The sequence below is a fragment of the Pseudoalteromonas qingdaonensis genome, assembly GCF_038739665.1.
GTDB lineage: Bacteria > Pseudomonadota > Gammaproteobacteria > Enterobacterales > Alteromonadaceae > Pseudoalteromonas > Pseudoalteromonas qingdaonensis.
This window is the reverse complement of record NZ_JBCGCU010000016.1, coordinates 46,153-64,994: the sequence shown is the minus strand read 5'-3', so window position 1 is coordinate 64,994 and position 18,842 is coordinate 46,153. Positions and strand designations below refer to the sequence as shown.

General features: G+C 48.5%; 17 protein-coding genes. 13 read left to right on the top strand and 4 right to left on the bottom strand.

The window, feature by feature from the left end; genetic code table 11:
* Positions 1-92 precede the first annotated feature (92 nt).
* The 7 genes from WCN91_RS13045 (at position 93) to WCN91_RS13015 (ending at position 8,619) form a co-directional block, all read left to right on the top strand.
* Positions 93-1,220 (top strand): M14 family metallopeptidase, encoded by a 1,128-nt coding sequence (locus WCN91_RS13045; protein WP_105213517.1) that lies wholly within the window; start codon positions 93-95, stop codon positions 1,218-1,220.
* A 362-nt stretch (positions 1,221-1,582) separates the two neighbouring features.
* Positions 1,583-3,085 (top strand): alanine/glycine:cation symporter family protein, encoded by a 1,503-nt coding sequence (locus tag WCN91_RS13040; protein WP_342679733.1) that lies wholly within the window; start codon positions 1,583-1,585, stop codon positions 3,083-3,085.
* 157 nt (positions 3,086-3,242) lie between these two features.
* Entirely contained in the window at positions 3,243-3,572 is a 330-nt protein-coding gene (locus WCN91_RS13035; RefSeq protein ID WP_342679731.1) for a hypothetical protein, read from the top strand.
* Positions 3,569-3,850, top strand: coding sequence for a YeaC family protein (locus tag WCN91_RS13030; RefSeq protein ID WP_342679729.1), 282 nt, complete (start codon positions 3,569-3,571; stop codon positions 3,848-3,850). The genes WCN91_RS13035 and WCN91_RS13030 overlap by 4 nt, the downstream gene beginning before the upstream one ends.
* The gene (locus WCN91_RS13025; RefSeq protein WP_342679727.1) at positions 3,840-6,542 is read left to right on the top strand and encodes a DUF349 domain-containing protein; all 2,703 of its coding nucleotides are present in this window, start codon (positions 3,840-3,842) and stop codon (positions 6,540-6,542) included. The genes WCN91_RS13030 and WCN91_RS13025 overlap by 11 nt, the downstream gene beginning before the upstream one ends.
* Entirely contained in the window at positions 6,539-7,108 is a 570-nt protein-coding gene (locus tag WCN91_RS13020; protein WP_342679725.1) for a YceB family lipoprotein, read from the top strand. The genes WCN91_RS13025 and WCN91_RS13020 overlap by 4 nt, the downstream gene beginning before the upstream one ends.
* An 80-nt stretch (positions 7,109-7,188) precedes the next feature.
* Positions 7,189-8,619 carry a sigma-54 interaction domain-containing protein gene (locus tag WCN91_RS13015; RefSeq protein ID WP_342679722.1) on the top strand — a complete coding sequence of 477 codons (1,431 nt, stop codon included), beginning with the start codon at positions 7,189-7,191 and terminating at the stop codon, positions 8,617-8,619.
* 129 nt (positions 8,620-8,748) lie between these two features.
* On the opposite strand, the gene WCN91_RS13010 is transcribed toward WCN91_RS13015, so the two are convergent.
* Positions 8,749-9,072 (bottom strand): hypothetical protein, encoded by a 324-nt coding sequence (locus tag WCN91_RS13010; protein WP_342679720.1) that lies wholly within the window; start codon positions 9,070-9,072, stop codon positions 8,749-8,751.
* A gap of 556 nt (positions 9,073-9,628) precedes the next feature.
* On the opposite strand from WCN91_RS13010, the gene ccoG reads away from it, so the two are divergent.
* The gene (gene ccoG, locus WCN91_RS13005) at positions 9,629-11,008 is read left to right on the top strand and encodes a cytochrome c oxidase accessory protein CcoG (RefSeq protein ID WP_342679718.1); all 1,380 of its coding nucleotides are present in this window, start codon (positions 9,629-9,631) and stop codon (positions 11,006-11,008) included.
* A 358-nt stretch (positions 11,009-11,366) separates the two neighbouring features.
* Here the strand turns inward: ccoG and WCN91_RS13000 are convergent, their stop codons facing one another.
* Entirely contained in the window at positions 11,367-12,278 is a 912-nt protein-coding gene (locus WCN91_RS13000) for a M14 family metallopeptidase (protein ID WP_342679715.1), read from the bottom strand.
* A 147-nt stretch (positions 12,279-12,425) separates the two neighbouring features.
* The gene (locus tag WCN91_RS12995) at positions 12,426-12,833 is read right to left on the bottom strand and encodes a hypothetical protein (protein ID WP_342679713.1); all 408 of its coding nucleotides are present in this window, start codon (positions 12,831-12,833) and stop codon (positions 12,426-12,428) included.
* A gap of 185 nt (positions 12,834-13,018) precedes the next feature.
* On the opposite strand from WCN91_RS12995, the gene WCN91_RS12990 reads away from it, so the two are divergent.
* The 5 genes from WCN91_RS12990 to WCN91_RS12970 all read left to right on the top strand — a co-directional run bounded on the left by WCN91_RS12990 (position 13,019) and on the right by WCN91_RS12970 (position 17,843).
* A complete protein-coding gene (locus tag WCN91_RS12990) occupies positions 13,019-13,576 on the top strand; it encodes a GbsR/MarR family transcriptional regulator (RefSeq protein WP_342679711.1) in 558 nt (185 codons plus the stop codon).
* 269 nt (positions 13,577-13,845) lie between these two features.
* Positions 13,846-16,014 (top strand): prolyl oligopeptidase family serine peptidase, encoded by a 2,169-nt coding sequence (locus WCN91_RS12985; protein ID WP_342679709.1) that lies wholly within the window; start codon positions 13,846-13,848, stop codon positions 16,012-16,014.
* A gap of 70 nt (positions 16,015-16,084) precedes the next feature.
* A complete protein-coding gene (locus WCN91_RS12980; RefSeq protein ID WP_342679707.1) occupies positions 16,085-16,600 on the top strand; it encodes a GNAT family N-acetyltransferase in 516 nt (171 codons plus the stop codon).
* 108 nt (positions 16,601-16,708) lie between these two features.
* Positions 16,709-17,263, top strand: coding sequence for a cytochrome b (locus WCN91_RS12975; RefSeq protein ID WP_342679705.1), 555 nt, complete (start codon positions 16,709-16,711; stop codon positions 17,261-17,263).
* Position 17,264: 1 nt separating this feature from the next.
* The gene (locus WCN91_RS12970; RefSeq protein WP_425416041.1) at positions 17,265-17,843 is read left to right on the top strand and encodes a YceI family protein; all 579 of its coding nucleotides are present in this window, start codon (positions 17,265-17,267) and stop codon (positions 17,841-17,843) included.
* A gap of 18 nt (positions 17,844-17,861) precedes the next feature.
* Here WCN91_RS12970 and WCN91_RS12965 read toward each other — a convergent pair whose 3' ends face one another.
* Positions 17,862-18,740, bottom strand: coding sequence for a TIGR02285 family protein (locus WCN91_RS12965; protein ID WP_342679703.1), 879 nt, complete (start codon positions 18,738-18,740; stop codon positions 17,862-17,864).
* Positions 18,741-18,842 lie beyond the last annotated feature (102 nt).

Genomic DNA, 18,842 nt, shown 5'->3' with positions numbered 1-18,842 from the left:
ACCGAGTGTCGGCTTTTTTATTGCTAAAACTGGCTTTCCCGACCTATTACTAGGGAAGGGCCAGGCCATTTCATTAACAATAAGGATCAGCAATGAAGATCACCAGTAATTTCGACAGTGGTAATATCCAGGTTATCGCTTGTGAAAACCCGATGAATATCCAGCTAGAGATCAATAAGGACAACCAGTCTGATTTTTATCAGTGGTTTCATTTTCGCCTAGAAACCACGCCATTTGTTGAGCACCGTTTGCAGATCAACAATCTGGCGCAGTCGGCCTATCCGGAAGGTTGGGACGATTACCAGGCGGTTGCTTCTTATGATCGTCAAACCTGGTTCCGCGTTCCTACCCGTTATGAAGACGGCACCCTGGTTATCGACGTTGAGCCGGAATGCTCACAGATGTTCTTCGCCTATTTTGCACCGTACAGCTATGACCGTCACCTGGACCTGATTTACTGGGCACAAAGCCACGCCATTTGTGAAGCGCAAAACTTAGGCCTAACACTGGATGGTCGCGATATGACGGTTCTGCGTATTGGTGAGCCAAGCGCTGAGAAGAAAAATATCTGGATCACTGCGCGTCAACACCCGGGTGAAACCATGGCCGAGTGGTTCGTTGAAGGCTTGCTGCACAAGCTACTGGATGACGAAGACCCTCATGCCGCTGCACTGCTGTGCAAAGCCGTATTCTACGTAGTGCCAAATATGAACCCGGACGGCAGCGTTCGTGGTCATTTGCGTACCAACGCCGCCGGTGTAAACCTTAACCGTGAGTGGGCCACACCAAGCATGGAAAAGAGCCCGGAAGTCTTCTTGGTGCTTAACAAGATGCGCGAAGTGGGTCTGGATATGCACCTGGATATTCACGGTGATGAGTCTATCCCTTATAACTTTGTCGCTGGTAGTGAAGGGATCCCAAGCTATGACGCCCGCCTGGAAGAGTTAGAAAATACCTTTAAGCAAGCGCTATTAACCATCACCCCTGAGTTCCAGGATGAGGTTGGTTACGATAAGGATGCACCGGGCGAGGCCAACTTGACCGTGGCATCCAGTGCGGTTGCCGAAGAATTTAAGGCCTTGGCCTATACGGTAGAAATGCCGTTTAAAGACAATAATAACCTGCCAGATTTGGATTATGGTTGGTCAGACCGTCGCTCTTACCAGTTCGGTCAGGACACCCTAAGCGCCATAGTCGCTGTGGTTGATAAGTTGAGATAACAGGCTTTAACTAGGGCATAGGCTTTTCCTGTGCCCATCATTGAGTTTAAAGCGATAAAGGCATGGGTTGGCTAACGATCCATGTCTTTTTTATTGCTTTTAATTTAGCTAAGGTGAACCGCGTTCAAAGTTTAACGCCTTCAAATAAAACAGGGTTTGCTTACAGGGTAAGCTGTAGTTGAGTTCAGAGATTGGACGGATTGAAAATTAAGTGTTAACAAACTTGGGTGGTATAAGTTAATATTCCAAAGGTTGAAGGGTGAGGTAAGTATGCTTGCTTAATTCTCACTGCCTTATGTTACGCATGCCTAGTGGCAAAGTATAGTAACTAAAAATAAGAAATATAATTATAGAGGATATCCATGGAAGCTTTTGTAAGCGCCGTTAACGACGTAGTGTGGAGTAGCGCACTCATTTATCTCTGTCTAGGTGCAGGTTTATTTTATTCCGTATTAACCCGTTTCGCTCAAGTTAGACATTTTAAAGAAATGTGTAAGTTGCTTCTAAGTTCAAACGATTCAGACAAAGGCATTTCATCGTTCCAGGCGCTAGCTGTATCGCTATCTGGTCGCGTAGGCGTGGGTAATATTGCCGGCGTTGCAGCTGCGATTGGGTTTGGTGGCCCAGGTGCTATTTTTTGGATGTGGATTGTGGCATTTCTTGGCGCTAGTACTGCATATGCAGAATCAACGCTAGGTCAAATCTACAAAGAGGAAGAAGGCGGCCAGTACCGTGGTGGTCCGGCGTATTACTTTGACCGTTGTTTACAACAAAAATGGCTTGCTATTTTATTTGCTGTATCTGCCATTATTGCCTGTGGTGTGTTTTTACCAGGTGTTCAAGCAAATGCTGTTGGTAACGCGTTTACCCAAGTATTTGGTAACGGTGAGATAGTCACAACCAGTTTTGGTGAAGTAGGCAGCTTCAAGCTTGTTGCGTTGGCAATCATCTTAATGGTGTTAGCGTTTATCATTTTCGGTGGCATCAAGCGCATCGCGAACTTCACTCAAATCGTTGTACCGTTTATGGCGTTAGGTTACATTGTCTTGGCATTGATAGTGGTGTTCTTAAACCTTGATAAAGTGCCAAGCATCTTTTCATTAATTTTATCTGATGCCTTTACTGCGCAAGCGGGCTTTGGTGCTGCCATTGGTTGGGGTGTAAAACGCGGTATTTACTCTAACGAAGCAGGTCAGGGTACAGGCCCTCACGCAGCTGCAGCGGCAGAAGTTGACCACCCTGCACAGCAGGGGCTTGTGCAAGCTTTCTCTGTGTATGTCGACACTATCTTCGTATGTACGGCTACCGCGCTCATGATCCTTATTACGCAGCAATACAACATCGTCGGTGAGCTTCCAGCAGGCCAGTTCATCGTGCAAAACGTTGACGCAGCGACTGAAATTGGCTCAGCAGCATTCACACAAATGGCACTTTTCAAAGTGTTCGGTGGTTTCGGTGAAGCGTTTGTGGGTATCGCACTATTCTTCTTCGCGTTCACTACTATTTTGGCGTATTACTACATCGCTGAAACGAACGTAGCGTACTTAAACCGTTACGTTAAAGGCAGTATTCCACTGGTCATTGTGAAAATCGTGATTATGTTCATGGTGTCATATGGCATGGTTAATAGCTCAGGTTACATCTGGAACATTGGTGATATCGGCGTAGGTTTAATGGCGTGGATCAACATTGTGGGTATCTTGGCTATTTTCTTTGTAGCTAAACCTGCACTAACGTGTTTGCGTGATTATGAAGACCAGAAAAAAGCAGGTGGTGAGATTACTTTCGACCCTGTGAAACTGGGTATCAAAAATGCGACGTTTTGGGAAAAGCGTCTAGCTAAGCAAACGAAAGAACCAAAATAATTTAGTTTTCATTTTTTGATGAGCGCAAGGGGCTAAGGTCGTTTACTTATATAAACAATTGGCGCAAATTCAAAAAAGACATCGACAAATAAAACCAGTACAATGAGGCGCCATAGAGCGCCTTTTTTATGGCGTGCAATTGCACTAAGGAGTACGCATGGCAATCATTTCTTGTCCGCAATGCCAGAAGTCGATTTCAGACAAACACAAAGTTTGTCCCCATTGCAACGCAGCGGTTGGTGAAATGGACGAACAAACCCAACATCGCCTTGCTGCGCGCACCAAACTTCAACAGCATCAATCATTAATGAATCAGTCGTTTGTTGCCCTCATTCTGTTTCTAGGTGGGTTTTTAGTGCTTTACTGGCAACATCCAGTTCCAGGCTCTTGGCAGCAAAATGCATGCTACGCCGCGATTGCAATTGGTGTGGTGTGGTATTTAGTTAACCGTGTCCGTTTAGTGTTTTTGAAAAGAAAGAAATTATGAATATAGAGCAGTTAGTTCAGTCAATTACACCTGAAGTTTTTGAACGTCTTCAATATGGCGCGTCGACCGGGAAGTGGCCTGATGGAACAGCATTGAGCGACGAACAAAAAGAGCAAACAGTGCAACTGGTGATGCTCTATCAAGCCAAGGTGCTCAAAAGCGATGAACAATTTACCGTTGGCGCCGACGGCCAGTTGGTGCAAAAGTCGAAAAAAGAATTAAAGCAGCAATTTAAGGCCGAAAACGAAATAGCCAGGTTCAGTGAAAATGATCTTTAAACAGTTATTCCAACCCAAGTGGAAGCATCCAAAAGAAACCACCCGACTTGGCGCATTAGCCCAGTTAGACAAACAACAGGATGCACACATAATCACAACCTTGGCCTGTGAAGATCCCAGTGCCAATGTGCGTACCGCGGCGCTGAAAAAGCTCAACGATGTGAGTCTTTGGTGGCAGGCGTGCCAACAAGACGGTGAGCCGAGCATCAAACGTCTTGCTAACCAAAAAGTGGCCGAGGCTATTTTGGCCAGCCCGAATGCCCTGAGCGATACCGACAAAGAGCGTTATATCGACCGCTTTGCCGCCGATAAAACCTTGGAGCAACTGGCGCTGCAAGAAAAAACCGCCACCATTAAAATCAAGTTGTTAACCCGTTTAAACAAAGCACCTTTACTGGAGCAGGTATTTCGCAGCGCGGATGACGCATTGCAGCTGCAATTGTGTGAGCTGGTGCTGAAATTACAGCTAACCGAAAAACTGCTTAAGGTCGCCAAGGGCGAGGCCAAAGACAAGCTGCAAAAGGTAATTGACGAGCAGCAACGCCAAGCGCAGATGCCGCTCGAGGTGGCCGAGCAGGTTAAGCTGATTCTTGCCAAGCTCAATGCCTTGCGTGAAAAAACCGATTATCAGCTGGTTAACAGCCAGTTTCTGCAGCTGGAAAAGCAATTTCAGCAGTTAGAGCTAGCGTGGCTGGACGAAGAGCTGCGCGGGCAAACACAAAGCAAGTATACGCAGCTGGCGGCCAAACTCAGCGCGCACAGCGACAAACTAAAGGTCGCGTATGAGCAAGAGCAAGCGCAGCAACTAGCCAAGCAGCGCAGCGTTTTGGCGCTGGCTAATCTCAGTGCCTTGTCCGAAGAGATCAGCAATGCCATGGCCCTGCGTTTCGATGGTAATGAGCAAATTCAAACCGACTGGCTTTATGCGAAAGTAGCCCAGGCCAAGGACATGTTGCAAAGCCAAGACTTGCAGGCAGGTAGTGAGCTGCAAAGTCAGCAGCAAGAGCTAGAGCGTCTGTTTAAGCAGGTCGAGCAGCTGGCGGCCTATGAGCAAGACGTGGATGCCCTGCGTGAGCAGCTGGCAGGCTACTCTAGTTTAAGCGTCCCCGCAGATATCAGTGAGCTTGATGCCGCGCTTAACGCCGAAGCCGAGCTACGTGCGCAACTACAGCAGGCCATTAAGGCACTTCCCAAAGAGCTGGCGGCGCTATGGCAGCAACAATTTAATCAGGCTAAAAAGCACTGGCAGAGCCAAAATGACACTCTGATCCAGGAGCAAAAGCAACTGCAGAGCGTGGCGCGTAAAAAGGCGCGAGATATACGACGTCTTATTAATCAGGGCCGTTACCGCGTTGCCTTTGGCGTGTTCAATGGTCTGCAAGAAGCATATGAGCAATTGGCAGTACATTTTCAAAATGATCTAAGCCGCGAATACGAAAGCCTTGCCAAAACCCTGGATGATGCCAAAGACTGGCACCAGTATGCCGGTGAAGCGCAGCAGGAGCAGTTACTTGAAGCGGCGAAAGAGCTGGCACAGGGTGAATGCGATGATGCCAACGAGCGTTTAGCTCAGGTAAAACGTTTACGTAAAAGCTGGCAGTTGCTGGGCCCAGAGGTGGCGCAGCAGGCGAAAGAAGCATTTGAGCAGGCGATTGAGGCGGCTTTTGCCCCTTGTCGCAAGTATTTTGCTGAACAACAAGCGCAGAAAGAACTGGCCATGGCCGAGCGCGAACAGTTAATCGCACAGATGCAAAGCCTGAGTGAGCGTGCCGGTGAGCTTGAGACGCGGGAGCTGGAACATCAGTTTAACGCGCTATTAAAACAATGGCGCGCCGCCAAGCACATAGAAAGTAAGCTCTACCATAAATTGAGTAAGGCATTTGGCAATGCCCAAGGGGATATGGCCGAGCGTGTAGCCAAATTCTATCAAGACAATGCTCATGCCAAAGAGGCACTTTTACAGCAGGCGGAAGCTTTGGACACCAGTGACGTGTTTGCAGCCACCAACAAGCTTAAAGAGCTACAGCAGCAGTGGCAACAAATCGGTTTTGCCGGTAACGCTAAAGAGCGCAAGTTGTGGCAGGCCTTTCGTCGTGTAAATGACGGTATTTTCAGCCAGCGCGATGCCACTAAGGCACAGCAGCAACAAGCCCATGCTGAGCAAAAGGCGGAGCAGGTGAGTGCCCTTGAAGCCCTTGAGCAACAACTGGCGCAGGCGCAAAGCAATGCGGATTTGCAACACCTGCTTAATGATGTGCAGCAGCTGCAATTAGTGCGCGAACTGCAAGGCCAACAGCAGCAACTTGCGACACGAATCGAGGCGGCACTGAATGCCAAAGAGCAGGCGTTGCAAAGTCGTCACTTCCAAGAGTTGCGCATCGCTTTGGCCGAGCAACAGGCTGTGCCTGCAGATTGGTTAAGTGGCAGCCGCTTGGATTTAACCCCTGGGCAGTTGGTGCTACGCCTGGAGATCACCAATAATCTGGCCAGCCCAGAGTCGCTTTCTACGCAGCGTATGCAAGAGCAGGTGAGCATGCTTGATAATAAGCACCACGGCGTTGAGCACACCAGCGAGGAGTTATTACTTGCTTGGTTAGCTGGCGTGGGCGTTAATGGGCAGGGTATTTGTCAGGGGGAGCAAGGCGAGATTGAGCGCTTGGTTATAGTTTTAGATAAGATGGTATCAGTATGAAGCAATGGTTAGTGGGTATGGTATTGGCTGGTGTCGCTTTGTTAAGCGGCTGCGCCAGTCATGCACCCTTGAGTGTATTTTCTTTAACGAGCGGCGAGCTTGAGCAGAGCCTGTTACAACAAAGCGACCGTTATGGCGCCAATGCCACGGTAATGGGTGTGCCCATGGAACTGACGGTGAACGATATTGGTGTGCAAATCGGCCCTGAGCATAGCCCCAATGGCATTGAGCTGGCGCTGGATAATACTGTGATGATGCAGGCTTTGGCGCTAAAGGTGCCGGTGCGAGTACGCTTAAACATTGCCGCTGCGCCGTATTTTAATGCGAAGCAGGATGCCATCTATTTGCAGGATTTTAAAATCCTTAATGCGGAGATAGATGCCATGGGTTACCGCGGTAAGTTGGCGCCCCTGTCTGAGCAGGTGCAGCAGTTGTTGACTCAGGCGTTGAGCCAATATCCTGTGTATAGTCTGAATAAGCAAGACCCGAAACAGGCCTTGCTGTCACGCTTTAAGTTGGCACTAGAGGTTAACCCTGGGGTGATCACCCTGACTTCCGGGCTCTAATGCACTTGATTTAAACCTTGCGAAAATGTGTGAGCAAGCCCTAAAATGACGACATATCGTTACTTGCTGGCACATTTTCCATGGACTCTTCATTAAAACACTTTCTTCACGATCCCCGTCTATTACTTGATGCCGCCGGCGAGGGCATTTATGGCTTCGATCTCACTGGCAATGCGGTCTTTATTAACCCCGCCGCGGAGCGCATGACAGGCTGGCAGGCAGACGAGCTGCTGGGCAAAAAGATCCACCAGTTTCATCACCACAGCCATGCCGACGGTAGTGATTACCCAGACGATCAATGCCCCATCTATCGCACCATGTTCGATGGACAAACCCGCCAAGTTAGCAATGAAGTATTCTGGCGCAAGGACGGCAGCCTGTTTCCTGTTGAATACACTTCTACGCCTATTTATAAGGATCAGCAATTGATTGGTGCAGTGGCGATATTTCGTGATGTATCCACCCAGCGCAGTACGGAGCAAGCCTTGCGTGAAGCGTTGCAAAGGGTAAGTCAGTTAAGCGAACAGTTACAGGCGGAGAACCGTTATCTGTTAGAAGAGCTCAATGCGGATTGGCAGCACGGCGACTTGGTTGGTCAGTCGGCGCCGTTTCGCACCATGATGCAGCAGATTGAGCTGGTGGCACAAACAGATGCCAGCGTTTTGATCCTCGGTGAAAACGGCACCGGTAAAGAGCTGGTGGCGCGCCACCTCCATGCCCAAAGTGAGCGCCGGGATGCTCCCTTGGTCAAGGTCAACTGCGCCGTGTTTGCCGAAAGCCTGTTGGAGTCCGAGCTTTTTGGCCATGAAAAGGGCGCCTTTACCGGCGCCGCACAAAGACGTAAAGGGCGCTTTGAGCTGGCCGACGGCGGTACCTTGTTTCTCGATGAGATTGCCGAGTTGCCCATGGCGGCCCAGGGTAAGCTGTTGCGGGTGTTACAGGAGCAGGAATTCGAGCGTTTAGGAGGGCAGGAAACCATCAAGGTGGATATTCGCCTGATTGCCGCCACCAACCGGGATCTATGGCAAATGGTGCACCAAGGCACCTTTCGTATGGATCTCTATTATCGCCTTAATGTCTTTCCCTTAACCGTGCCGCCGCTGCGTGAGCGCATCGAGGATATGGAGCTGCTGGTGGCTCAGCTGCTGGCCAAGCTGTCGCAAAAGTTAACTCGCAGTTTCACTGGGATCAGCAAGAAAAGTCTGGCCATGCTTAAGCGTTATTCATGGCCGGGCAATATCCGTGAGCTGCAAAATACTCTGGAGCGCGCCGCTATTTTAAATCAGGGGCCGATTTTGCAAGTACCCAGCTTGATGATGGAATTTGCAGCCGCAGAGCCTTTAGATGGCGCCATGCAGACTCTGGCCGAGCACGAAAAGCAATATATCGAAGAGGTGTTAAGCCAATGCCAGGGCCGTATTAATGGCCGTGGCGGCGCCGCAGAAGTCTTGGCATTGGCGCCAAGTACCTTACGCTCGAAGATGAAAAAGCTTGGGATCTGCCGCGGATAGCTTGAGTGGGGCGAAGTGTGACAGTGGGGCCTTAAGTCCAGCAGCTAACGTTTTACTCAACGGCAGGCGCCGCGTAGCGGTGACAGTCCGGTGCAGGCCTGAAGGGCCGCAACGAACTGAAGCAACTTGTTATGCGTTTTTAGCAACAGCCAAGGCGTCTCGAAGTTGACTTGTCATTGCTTCGTAAGGATAAGAATTAATAAAAGATCTTGCGTATCTATCAGCTGCACCTAACATTTGCATTGGTACACCTGATTTGTCTTTTAACACCATAACGCTTAGCACTCCGAGAGCGGCTTCTGGCTTTAAATTGTTGTTATAGCAATCCAGCAACATTTCCGCCCCCATATCGACATACAATTCGGCACTAGCTTTCTCAAAACCATGCTTTAAACACGCAACCTTGCATTGAGTAAGGAAAGCTCCCTGCTTTATACTTGAAAAAAATCCCATTTATTTCTCCTTTCTATACGCATAAATTATAATATCGAGCGATTGGGTCGTTTTTTATCGTAATCTGTCTCGTTTTTATCCTCTGGCTATTGATATCAAATTTAAGAAGTGTTTGCCAGAACTTAAGTTGTTCGAAGTTTTAGAGGTGTGGGCAAGACAAAAACGACCCATTGGGTCGTTTTCCTGACTATGGGAGAAACTAAAGGGTTGTGGGTATATAGACAGTATTTTCAGTAAAAAAGTGAGCGTCCGCTCTTAGCTCTGACGTCCGCTCTTAGCTCCTAACAGTTTGCGAGTATACAACGTCACTATCAACCCTCATTCAATTAGATACACCGCTCTTTCTCTGGTTAACCTGTCAGGCCTCCTTATAGAGCACCTTTCTGCGCGTTTTTAGTTGGGGTGACGATATTTCGATACTGGTGGCGGAATGTCGTTACCTAACTTGCTCTCCAATTTGAAAATAGCCAATAAAAACAACGTGTTGAGTTTGAATCTTACCTGGCACAACACTTGCGATAGGGGCTGTGTTCCCTAGTTAGTAAAAGCAAGTAATATGAAATTTGATGTTAAAGAAGAAGACCTGATCATTAAGCCCTATAAGCAATCCGGGCCGATTTATGTACGTGAGCAAAAGGGGCGCTTTCAGCGTATTCGCCGTATTTTAAGCTGGTGTTTGATGCTGGCCTTTATCGGGTTGCCCTGGGTGAGTTATCAGGGCCAGCAGGCAGTGTTATTCGATGTTGCCCAGCAGCAGTTTAGAATTTTTTCCGCCACCTTTTTTCCGCAGGACTTTATGCTGGTCGCCTGGCTCTTTATGGCGGGGGCCTTTGCGCTCTTTTTTATTACCAACTGGCTGGGCCGTGTCTGGTGTGGCTATATGTGCCCACAAACCGTGTGGATGCTAATGTATACCTGGGTTGAGCACCGCCTTGAGGGCACCCGCAACCAACGTATAAAACGCGACGCTCAGCCCTGGAGTGCCGATAAGCTGACACGCAAGGGCGCCAAGCATCTGGTGTGGTTATTGATGGCATTTTTCACCGCCACCACCTTTATGAGTTACTTTATTCCCGCGCACGAACTGTATAGCGACCTGCTGGACTTGAGTTGGGGTGGTATCACCTTATTCTGGGTTTTCCTGTTTACCCTGTGCACCTATGGTAACGCCGGTTGGCTGCGGGAAAAGATGTGCATCTATATGTGCCCCTATTCGCGTTTTCAATCCGTGATGTTTGATAAAGACACCTTGGTTGTAAGTTATGATCAGGACAGAGGTGAAGCCAGAGGGCCAAGAAAGCGCAAGGCTGACCCGAAACAACTGGGGTTAGGAGATTGTGTCGACTGTAATCTGTGTGTTGAGGTGTGCCCAGCTGGCATAGATATACGTAATGGCTTGCAATACGAGTGCATTAACTGCGGCCTGTGTATCGATGCCTGTGACCAAACCATGGAGAAATTTAATTATCCTAAGGGCTTAATCGCCTATCGCAGTGAGCATCAGCAAAACGGTGGCCGGACATCAATTTGGCGCTTAAAGCTGGTGGGTTATGCCTTGATGACTGTGCTGGTGTTTGTGGTGATGGCTATCTGGCTCAATGGCCGTACGGCGCTGGAAGCTTATATCACGCGCGACAGGGGAGAGTTATCCCGGGTTGATTATCAGGGGCAGGTGGAAAACCCGTATCGTATCTCTATAATCAATAAATCCCAGCAAGTTCAGGAATATACCTTGAGTCTTGAGGGTTTGGAGCAGGGTCAGTTGCAGCTGCACGGGCAATTAAGATTGCAACCGGGTGAGCAAAAAGAGGTGCCGGTCACGGTGCGCATTGATGGTGAATTACTCGAGCGTAAGGTCACACCCTTTAGCTTTGTGATCAGTGAACGTGACGGCGAGCAGCAGAGTATTCGCAAAGAAACCCGTTTTTATAAGTAGTAGCTTCAGCAAGATAGCCAGCAAAAAAAGACCCAGTTTAGCGCTGGGTCTTATTATTTGTGTCTACCTAGGGTCTGTTTATCTTTGCGGTTTACTTTATGTTCAATCTAAACGCATTCTGATCACGACGCTCGTTATGATGCATAGTCATTCTATGTTCATAGCGAGCAACACAGAGCAGGATGCGTTTAGATGAACCCGTAGGGCAGCGCTTGTAGCGCATTTCTACTGTGTTGTTACATGTTTATGTAGAATAACTACACTACACATGTGCCGCCTTGTATAAACTCACTACAAACTGCTGCAGAAACAAACAACAAAGGTCAACAGACCCTAGGGTTGTAACCCTAAGCGCTGTTTATAAAGCGCGAACAAAATCCAAGGCGCCAACCACGGCGGCAACCTGGGCGGCGACGCAGTTTTCGGGTGTGCTGCGTGGGCTATCCGGGTAGACCTCGGTGGTGGTGACATAAGGAGCTAAAGTCAGGCCCATACACAGGCCAAGTTTACGCCCGGCGTATTCAATCACTCCATGGCCGGAAATGGGCACGCCAATCAACTGGTTGTTGATATCGGCTTCGGCAATATGGGTGACCGTTGCCACCTTGGCGTTAATGGCTTTTTGGAATTCCGGCTGTGGGCGCTCGGTGTCGGCCACCAGATAAAAACCATCGGGAATATTCCAATTGTTATTGGTCGTACCTTCTCTTGCCGCCAAGGCCGGGCGGAATTCGGAGTTATCCGTATCCGTGGTTTCATGTAGATCTATATGTACCAGCACATCGCTGCTAAAAGGGGCGATAAAGTCGAGCAGCAACTGAGCTTCGGGGGCCGGCGAACCTTCATAAAAGGAACGGTTCGGGTCGATTGCGTCCGGGTTCCAGCGGTTAATGGTTTCATAACCCCAAGGGCTTACACAGGGAACCACAAGAATATTGAAGGCTTGGCTATGCTCTGGGGTGAGCTCGGCGGCAAAGGCTAAAGCGCCGTGAATGCCGCTGGTTTCATAACCATGTACGCCACCGGTAACCAGGGCAATAGGGCGCCCGGCCTGCCAATTTTTATGCTTAAGAGCAAAGAGAGGGTAGTCTTGCTGATAAGCAAGCAGTCCGTATTCGATAATCTCAAACTGAGCGCTTAGCGCCTGAATCTTAGTGACGACTTCATCCTGATAACTGCGGTGGATTTTTTGTGCCTCAAGCCACTGCTGCTTGTGCTCTGGGCCCCAGGGTTCACCCGGTGTGCCAATGGGATAAATGGTGTTGCTCATAACCCTTCCTGTTATTGTCTTTGTGTAGGCGCAGCTTAGAGTCTTGGCAGGGATTGTCAACCAAATTGCCTTTGTTGACAAAGGGGCTAGAGCATATATTGAGGCGGCGCGCCCTTAACTTTGAAGGCGACTAAAAAGGGCTGGAGGCTAGTTTTCAGCGAGCTTATTGCGAATATAGACAAGGGCGTCATCGAAATTTTCAAAGACGATATCGCTGGCGCTATTGGCGCGCCCCAAGGCACGACGAATTTGTTCTAACTGATTGATGACAATGGCAGAGTTGATCACAAAGGCGGCGGCTTGGCAGCCATGGGAAAACATCTTCTCGGCCACAGACACCATAAGCACTTGTGCCTCGGGTGTAGCGGCAAGTACATCCTTGGAATTACTGATATAACCCCAACGTTCAAGCTGATGCTCTTTCACCAGGGTTTCTAACTGAGTGGCAAAAGTGGCTATCATGCGCTCATTGATGGCACCGCTGAACTGGCTGACTATCACATCTCCTTGTCGGGTTAGTTGATATGAACCATTGGCACCGGAATAATTAAACATATGTCCCCCTATGTTTGTGAAGGCGAGATTCTCATCACATCGTCCTTATTGTAACTGCAACTATGTGTATTTAAGATGATTTTTTATGCTTTATTTGATGTCGACTAGGTTAAGTGTAGTACATGCTTGAATGGAGTTGTTAGAATGAGGTACTTTCAGAACATAATGAACATTTGGGGTTGGTGATGGAACTAACAGATAAAATGCAGGCCTTTGTGATGCACTGTGGTGAGATGGGCAGTCGCTGGGGCTTTAATCGCACCATAGGCCAAATGTATGCGCTGCTGCTTATCAGCGAGGAGCCTCTGAGTGCCAATGAATTATCGCAAACCCTGCATATTTCCCGCGGTAATGTCAGCATGGGTATTAAAGAGCTGAACTCCTGGCAGCTGATCGCCACTCGGCATAAGCCGGGCGATCGTAAAGAGTATTACCAGCCGGCGGGCAGCATTTGGCAAATGGCCAACCGTGTATTTGAGCAGCGCCGTAAGCGCGAAATTGACCCGACCTTGAGCCTGTTGCGCGATAACTTCCTTGATGAACCAAGGGATCAGCAGGAACGCTATGCCCAGCAAAGGCTCTTAGAAATCCATGATTTACTGGAAATGATCACCGAATGGGCCTCTGAGCTGCAGCGCTTAAGCCCTGAAAAACTCTCCACTTTGATGAAGCTCGGCGCCGGCGTGTCAAAAATCCTGGATTTTCGCGATAAGCTCAGCTCCAAGGAACGGGGTGAGTCTTAGGTCATTTTGTTATTAGCCCGTACCTGGCTGCAATTCAAAACGCGTATATCTATATAACGAAACAATAGAGACACTTTTGCACAATTAGGTTAATAATTAGTCATAGTTTTTCCTGCCAAAGATAACCAACATCGCCCGTCGAGTTGGTTTTCTTCTTTTTTAGTCCCCACAAATCTTTTTCATCCCTTGTACCTGCCCGCAAGACACTAGACAAATGGCCCTCTAGCCGCTAACGTAAGTCGATTTATTACAACAAGAATGGATTTTTTATGCTTAAAAGAACACTGGCTGTGGCCGTGTGTGTGGCCCTAGCTGGTTGCAACGAAAAACCGGCGGCAGAGGCAAGCGCCCAACAAGAACAAAAAGTAGAGCAAACTCAGGTTGCAGCAGCGGCCATCAGCTACCCAATTACACGTAAAGGTGAAGTGGTTGACACTTACTTCGATCAGCAGGTTGCAGATCCATATCGTTGGTTAGAAGACGATATGAGCAGCGAGACGGCACAATGGGTTGAAGCGCAAAACAAGGTTACTTTTGGCTACCTGGAGCAGATCCCGTTTCGTGACGAACTTAAGCAGCGCCTTAAGACTCTGATGGACTATGAAAAGGTCAGCGCCCCATTCACCGAAGGTGACTATAGCTACTTCTACAAAAACGACGGCCTGCAAAACCAATACGTACTGTATCGCCAAAAGGGTGAGGGTGAAGTGGAAGTTTTCCTAGACCCTAACACCTTTAGCGCCGATGGCACCACATCACTGGCGGGTATCAGCTTTAGTGAAGATGGTTCATTGGCAGCCTATCAAATCTCTGAAGGCGGCAGTGACTGGCGTAAAGTAATTATTCTGGATACCAAAACCAAGGAACAAATTGGTGAGACCCTGGTTGATGTGAAGTTCAGCGCTATTTCCTGGTTTGGTAACGATGGCTTCTATTATTCAAGCTACGACAAGCCTAAGGGCAGTGAATTGTCGGCGAAAACCGACCAACATAAGCTCTACTACCATAAGCTGGGTACGGCGCAAAAAGACGATGCCCTTATCTTTGGTGGCAGCGATGAGCAAAAACACCGTTATGTTGGTGCCGAGGTAACTTCGGATGCGCGCTTCCTAGTCATTTCAGCTGCGGTATCTACATCGGGTAACAAGCTGTTTATTAAAGACCTAAGCAAGGAAAACAGCGAGCTGGTTACCATTATCGACGACCTGACCTACGACAGCTCGGTACTGGATAACAAGGGTGATACCCTGTTTATCGTGACCAACAAGGATGCGCCGAATAAGCGCGTAGTGACCGTTGATATTAAGGATCCAACGGCTAAAAACTGGCAGGACCTTATTCCTGAAACAGAAAACGTGTTGAACATCTCTAAAGGTGGCGACTTCTTCTTCGCGCGTTATATGGTTGATGCCATTTCACAGGTGAAGCAGTTCGATAAAAGCGGCAAGCTAGTACGTGAAATCGCGCTACCTGGCATGGGCACGGCTTCTGGCTTTAGCGGTAAAAAAGATCAAACCACCTTATATTACAGCTTCACTAACTATAAAACGCCAAGCACCATCTTCAGCTTTGATGTGAACAGTGGTGACTCGGTTGTGTATAAGGAGTCAGGCGCCAAGTTTGACCCAGCGCTGTATGAGTCTAAGCAGGTTTTCTATAGCTCAAAAGACGGTACTAAGGTGCCTATGATCCTGACCTTTAAAAAGGGCACTGAGCTGAACGGTAAAAACCCAACCATTCTTTATGGTTACGGCGGTTTTAACGTGAGCCTGACTCCTAGCTTCTCGGCCACTACGGCAGCCTGGTTAGAGCAAGGCGGCGTATACGCTGTAGCTAACCTGCGTGGCGGTGGTGAGTACGGTAAACAGTGGCATAAAGCCGGTACGCAAATGCAAAAGCAAAACGTATTCGACGACTTTATTGCCGCGGCCGAGTACCTGATCGCTAATAACTACACCTCAAGTGATTACCTTGCGGTACGTGGTGGCTCTAACGGCGGTCTATTGGTAGGTGCTGTGATGACGCAACGCCCGGAGCTGTTTAAGGTTGCCTTACCTGCAGTAGGTGTACTGGATATGCTGCGCTATCACACCTTTACTGCCGGTGCGGGTTGGGCCTACGATTACGGTACGGCGCAAGACAGCAAGGAAATGTTTGATTACCTTAAAGGCTATTCACCGGTACACAATGTAAAAGCGGGCACCAGCTACCCAGCGACTCTGATCACCACAGGCGATCATGATGACCGCGTGGTACCAGCGCATTCGTACAAGTTTGCCGCCGAGCTGCAAGCTAAGCACCAAGGTGAAAACCCTGTGTTGATCCGCATTGAAACTAATGCCGGTCACGGTGCAGGCACGCCGACTAGTAAGATAATCGAGCAGTACGCCGATATCTATGGCTTTACCCTGTATAACATGGGCATTAAAAAGCTTTAATACCCAGTAAGTTATGCTAGTTTGAAAGCCGAGCCTTGTTGCTCGGCTTTTTTGTTTTTGGGAGATGCTAATGCAGCTAGATTCTTTTGAGTCGTCAAGACTGGTACACCAGCCGTTACGCCAAGAGCATTGGCCACTTTTTTTACAGCTTCATCAAGAGCCTGAGGTGATGCGCTATGTCGCTGACCTTCCGCAACTTGTGCAGATCAGAGAGCGCTTTGACGCCCGGCTGGCATCAGAGGCAAAGGCTGATAGCTGGCGGGCCTGGGCAATACTTAACGAAAACGGCAAGGAGATAGGAGTAACCGGCTTTTTACCTCAAGACGAGCACAGCGCCGAGCTGGGTTTTTTACTCTTACCCGAGTATCAAGGCCGGGGTTATGGCGGTGAGTCTTTACAAGCTCTGATCGTCCATGGCCAGCGGCATTTTGCTATTTCTCAATATAAGGCCACGGTTACTGCGGGAAATTTGGCATCGCGCGCACTCTTGCTTAAATGCGGCTTTACCCAGGTTGCAAGCGCCTATAATGGTTATTGTATTGGCGGTGTTGAGGTCGAGGACTGGCTATTTAAGCTGAGCTTGTAATCTCAGTAAACGTCTTTTTTTGTGCATATATGCACAGAACTTAGCGCCTTGGCGCCATGTTCACAAGGCATTGGCTGGGATAAGCTAGAGTTAATAAGGAGTAGAAGTATGTTGAATAATACTGAGCATGGCTATGGCTGGATGCACATTGCTTTGCACTGGCTGATGGCCATCGCCATTTTTGGACTTTTTGGCTTAGGCCTGTATATGGTCGATTTAAGCTATTACGACAGCTGGTATAAGGGCTCGGCTGATTTGCATAAAAGCATAGGCCTGACCCTGGCGCTGCTGTTAGTGCTGCGTCTGCTCTGGCGTTTAACTCAGGTACGGCCTCAACCGGTGGACAGCAGCTTAATATGGCAAAATCGTTTTGCCCATTGGGTGCACATAATTCTGTACCTGGTATTGGTGGTGATACTTATTTCTGGCTATCTTATATCTACGGCAGATGGTCGCGGTATTGAGGTTTTTTCCCTGTTTAGCGTTCCATCGCTAGGGGAGTTTGTTAACAATCAAGAAGATATTGCCGGCATGGTGCACGAAAACGCGGCCTGGAGCCTGGTTATTCTTGCGGGTTTACATGCCTTGGCGGCCCTTAAACACCATTTTATTAATCGCGATCAGACATTAGTACGTATGTTGAAAGCGAAAAAAGGAGATTAATGTGAATAAAGCTCTAACTAAACTAACTTTGGCTGCGGCCATGATGGCCGCCAGTGGTGCTGCCAGCGCTGCGGATTATGTTATCGATACCCAAGGTGCCCATGCTTTTGTAAATTTTAAAATTCAACACCTTGGCTATAGCTGGCTTTATGGCCGCTTTAACACCTTTTCCGGTGACTTCAGCTATGATGCGCAAAAGCCCAATGAGTCTAAAATCAAGGTGGTGATCGACACCGCCAGTGTCGATTCAAATCATGCTGAGCGTGATAAGCACTTGCGCAGTGGTGATTTCCTCAATGTGAAAAAACACCCAACGGCCACCTTTACCAGCACCAATATTGAGTTTACTGATGCTGATAATGCCAAGGTAAGCGGTGAGTTCACTCTAAATGGCGTGACAAAACCTATCAGTTTTGATGTAACCAAGGTGGGTGAAGGTAAAGATCCTTGGGGTGGCTATCGCGCCGGCTTTAGCGGCCACACTCGCTTTGCCCTGGCCGATTATGGCATAGAGCAAGACCTAGGGCCGGCCTCAACCCATGTGGAAATTGAACTGTCTATCGAAGGCGTGCGTAAATAACCCTTCCTTCTCACACGCCTACAGCGCTTGTTGTAGGCGTGGTCTTAATGCCGTGGGTAACCATTGCAGCATCACATCCTTGTAGGTATCGCTTGCCACCACCTGCTGCAGTGCCGGTGCCAATACTTTTAACTGTTGTTTTCCTAATTCATTGTTACTGCAGGCGATATAGCCATAGCTTAGGGCCGGTGCTTCGCTGATAGGGAAAATACTGAGCTGCTCATTTAACCCCATTTTCTCGCTTAGATATTGATATTCGCTGGGATAACTTAGCAAGATATCGAGACGCTTTTTGGCCAGCATATAGGTGAGGCTGGCAAGCACATCGCGCCCAGGTCGGGTTGTTAACTGGGATTTAGGCACTTGGGCTATTACAGTATCGAGCTCATTGCCGTAGGAGCGGCCCATAGGCAGGCCTAAACGCAGATGATGCTCGCTCAACAAATGAGTCAAAGACTGAGGTGCGCCTGGAGTTAAGCCTAATTGCTGCGCCACTTCTTTGTGCATGATCAGAGCCGGTGATAAACCTATGGTGGAATACTGATCGCTAAAGTGCAATTCAGAGCGGCGTTGCTCGGTTTTATACAGGGATAATAAACAATAGGTGCTTTGTTTATGGCGCAGCTCGGTTAATAAATGGCTGCTGGGAATGGCCATAAATTTAAAGTCATATTCCGGTAACTGCTGTTGCAGTAAGCGGATCACTTGCTCATCGCGCCCCTGGCCGACACTGGCGCCATTGAAAATATAGTAGGGCTCGAAATCCAGAGTGAGCCAGGTAATGCTTTTGTTGTGCCCGTAAGCTGTGCTGGAAAGAAGCAGAGCGATCCCTAGGGTTAGATGCTGCCAAGGTCGCTGTCGAAAACCTTGTTGTAAATGATTTCTTAGATACCGCATACAAGTTACCGCTAATACTGATCAACTTTTTGAGTCTAGCACCGCTAGTATCTTAGGCCATGAAATATATATAAATTTGTAAATGCCAGGCTCAGCTATGTG